4 protein-coding genes are annotated in these 3,805 nt (G+C 63.9%); 3 read left to right on the forward strand and 1 reads right to left on the reverse strand.

What is annotated here, in order from left to right; genetic code table 11:
• Window positions 1–669: 669 nt before the first annotated feature.
• Window positions 670–1,536: a hypothetical protein gene (locus VKH46_11505; GenBank protein ID HKB71462.1), complete on the forward strand. Its 867-nt coding sequence runs from the start codon at window positions 670–672 to the stop codon at window positions 1,534–1,536.
• A gap of 433 nt (window positions 1,537–1,969) precedes the next feature.
• On the opposite strand, the gene VKH46_11510 is transcribed toward VKH46_11505, so the two are convergent.
• On the reverse strand, window positions 1,970–2,326 hold the full coding sequence (locus tag VKH46_11510) for a response regulator (GenBank protein HKB71463.1): 357 nt from the start codon (window positions 2,324–2,326) through the stop codon (window positions 1,970–1,972).
• Between the two features lie 85 nt (window positions 2,327–2,411).
• Here VKH46_11510 and VKH46_11515 point away from each other — a divergent pair, with 85 nt between their 5' ends.
• A complete protein-coding gene (locus tag VKH46_11515) occupies window positions 2,412–2,609 on the forward strand; it encodes a hypothetical protein (protein HKB71464.1) in 198 nt (65 codons plus the stop codon).
• 277 nt (window positions 2,610–2,886) lie between these two features.
• Window positions 2,887–3,805: HD domain-containing phosphohydrolase (locus tag VKH46_11520; protein HKB71465.1), on the forward strand; the 919-nt coding region annotated here is incomplete at its 3' end.

Below are 3,805 nucleotides of genomic sequence, written 5' to 3' on the forward strand. Positions count from 1 at the left end.
CCTTCGACAGCGCACGGGGTCGGCTCTCGAGAAGTATCTCCAGAAACCGAAAAGCCTTCGGGGAGAGGTGGAGGAGTCCCGCGCTGCCGGAAAGCTGGCGAGTTTCCGAATCGAAGACGAACCCATTGAATTGCAGGCGCACGCTTGTGTTCGCATTTTAGCCCCGCCGGCTCCGTGCGGCCGGGATTCCCTCGCCGCCTCCTGACGAAACCGTGAACCGGACCTCGCTCACGCTCTGCGGCTCTCTGTCCTGAGAATCCCGAAACGTCAGCCTCAGCAACTGGAGGCCGGCCGGACGCCATCAGAACTGCAGACGATCCTCAGGCCAATCTCAAGACTTCCCGGGAAGCCTCCCGGTACCGTGGAGGCGAAATGAGAAGGGCGATGAAACGCAAGATCCTTCTTCCCCGGTCCGGGGCGGCCGCCGCGGCGGCGTCGTCTCCGGCAACCCCGGCAGGCTCGATCCTTTCGGCCGGGACGTGCCCTTCGGTACGGCACGGATCCCGGCATTCACGTCATCGTGTTCATCACGGGCTGGGACATGCTCGATCCAACACCACGTCGAGGCGCGAATCGGCAACCGATCTCCGCCGCGCCGTGGGTGGCCCAGCCCTCGAGCCGAAGGAGGGCTACCCCATGCGATCGTCACGTTTTCTCATGATCTCGGCGATGGGTCTGCTCCTGGGCGCCGGCAGCGCGCTGGCGCAGGGGAGACCCGCCACCACCTACCGGACCATCGATCCCCCCGGCGCGACATCGGCGACCGCCTGGGGCATCGACCCGCAGGGAAACATCGTCGGGCAATTCACCGATTCCATCGGGACTCATGGCTTCCTGCGGAGGGCGGCCGGTGACTACCAGACGATCGACTACCCCGACGTCGCGGCGGGACTCGCGACGGGAACCGACGCCCGCGGCATCAGCCCGACGGGTGAAATCGTCGGCAACTTCTGGGGTGTTCCCGGGGACGCGGCGTACCAGATCGGCATCCACGGGTACCTGTTGACGACGGACGGAGTGTTCACTCCCCTTGACGAGCACGGGCATCTCCATTCGATCGCCCAGCGAATCCTGCCGGACGGGATGATCCTCGGATGCATTCACGATGGAAACATGGGGTCGACGATGAAGGGAATGATCGTCGGCAACGGCGTCTATGAAGAGCGCAATGCAAACTCGTCCATGGACAACGGCGCGACGCCGGACCTCGAGATGATCGTCGGCTGGTACAACCCGGGTATTCCGTCGGGCTACTCGGTCGTGGACGGGGTGTTCACAAGCTTCACGATCCCGAACAGCAACTTCACCCAGGCCTGGGACGTCAACCCCCAGGGCGAGATCGTCGGGATCTACAAGCTCAATGGCGCCCCGGCGACGGCATTCAGAGGCTTCGTCCTGAAAGGCAACGCGTTCACCGCCATCGACTTCCCGGAGGCATCACAGACGAAAGTCTACAGCATCAACCCGCTCGGCAACGTCGTCGGTTTGTACGTGGACTCGCTCGGGAAGACGCACGCTTTCCTGGCCACCCGTTAGCACGACGGACTCGAACCTCCCCGGCTTTCTGGAGCTCGCGGTTGGCGCCGATCGAAGGCGCCAACCGCCGAACTTTCTCCGCTCCGGAGCATCCGCCCGGCACGCGCGATTCTCACGAGTCCAGGCTCGCCCGCCGGGATCGGAACCAGAATCTGCCTTAGTGCCCCTCCCCGGAAATACCGTGACATTTGTTCGGAGCGCCGCGGGGTAAGCTGCCAGTCGCCGCGACGATGGCGATGCATTGCCATCGTCGAGTCGCGGCGGCGCCGCAGATTGCCCCGCGCCGCCCGAACCCGAAGGGCGCCCGCACATTGCGAACGATGGCGGCGTTGCGTCGCGGGCCCGATGCAAACGGCATCTGCTCCCGCGACGCGTCTGGCCATCCTCCGCAAGCCGCAGGCGCAAATGGCACCGTATTTCCGGGGAGGGGCACTTAGCTCCGTCCGCGAAATGCTCGAACGGCGTCGACCACCAACAGCGGGTCGAAGGGCTTTCGGAAGACCGCGACGACGTTCATATCGGGGAAATCGCTGATCGTCTTGTCGGCCCCCGTGATCACGAGCACCGGAATCCGCGCGAGCTCCGGATCGATCCGGCGCATCTTCAGGAAGCCGCTCCCGTCGATCAAGGGAAGGTTCAGATCGAGCACGATGGCGCAGGGGCGAAGTCCTTCGTTGAAACGGTCGATCGCCTCGGCGCCATTGCCCGCGCCGACGGCCGGGATTCCCTCGAGCGCCATCATCTCGATGAGCGCCGAGCAGGAGTCCCCGTCGTCTTCGACAACGAGCACGGGCTTTCCCGGAGACATTGAAGGCAACAGAGTAGCACTTTGCGTGTCCCCGAAATCGGGGACCGGCGATGAGAACCGGTGAGCGATGGAGCGCGAGGGCTGGATTCCGGTCCGGATCGAGTGCCGGTGCGGCGAGATCTTCGTCGTGCGGGTCGAGCCGCGCCCGCGCCACGAGATCGTGCCCGACTTCTCCTGCCCGTGCGGCACGGCGGACGCGGTCGAGGGCCGAATCTGCGAGGTATCCCGGTGGGTTGACGGCCGGTGGAAAAGGGAGGGGCGATGAGGGGCTCAGTCCGTCGCCGGCGTACGATCTTCGCAGAAAAGAGAAGAAGCCGGAGTTGAAGCTCTCGGCCCCTGCCGTCGGAATCTTCAACGGCGAAAAAGTGTCCCCTAATCTCCGGTCCGGCGATGAAAGGGTTGAGGAGAGCCTTACGTTCACACGATGGTTGAGTCACCAACGTTTCGGATGAAGGGAACTCTGAAGACATGACGCCGGCAGGGCGCGGCTGGTAGACTTGCTTCAACTCGTGGCAGCAGAAGGCTCAGGAAGGGGAAATCTCATGCGGGATGAGAGTGGGGTTCTCCATTCTCGAATCCTCGTCGTCGATGACGACGAGCAGGTCCGCAAGCTTCTCGGTCGTCTCCTTCGGCGAGAAGGGTACGAAGTCTGGGAATCGGGGTCGGGCGACGACGGTCTAAGCCAGGTTTTCGCCCTTTCTCCCGACGTCGTTCTGCTCGACGTCCAGCTCCCCGGGCGAAGCGGCCACGAGGTCCTCGCCGCGATCCGCGCAAATCCCGAAACCCGCCTCCTCCCGGTCGTCATGCTGACCGGGACCGCCTCGAAAATCGATCGGCTCCAGGCGATCGAGGGCGGAGTAACCGATTTCATCGCAAAGCCTTTTTCGCCCGAGGAGCTGACCGCTCGCGTCCGATCGCTCGTGAAGCTGAAATTGGTGACGGACGCGCTCGAAGACGCCGAGCGCGTCATCGTTGCGCTCGCCCGCACCATCGACGCCCGCGATCCTTACACGGCGAGCCATAGCGAGCGTGTGTCGTTTTATGCGGGAAGCCTCGGTTCGAGAATCGGCTTGCGCGGGGAGGAGCTCTGGGCCGTGCAGCATGGAGGGCTCTTTCACGACCTCGGAAAGATCGCGATCCGCGACAGCGTCCTCCTCAAGCCGGGAAAATTGACGCCCGAAGAGTTCGAAGAAATAAAACGCCATCCGGTCGAAGGCCGGAACTTGATCGCCCACATGAAGACGCTGGGCCGCGCCTTCGACGTCGTATATTTCCACCACGAACGGATCGATGGATCGGGGTATCCGGACGGCATCAATGGAGAAGCGATTCCGCTCACGGCGCGCGTGACGACGATCGCCGATATCTTCGACGCCCTGACGACCGCCCGGGTCTACCGCGCGGCCCTCCCCCGGGATGAAGCCATGCGCATCATGGCGGCTGAGGTCGCGAAGGGTTGGT

The sequence above is a fragment of the Thermoanaerobaculia bacterium genome (assembly GCA_035260525.1).
GTDB lineage: Bacteria > Acidobacteriota > Thermoanaerobaculia > UBA5066 > DATFVB01 > DATFVB01.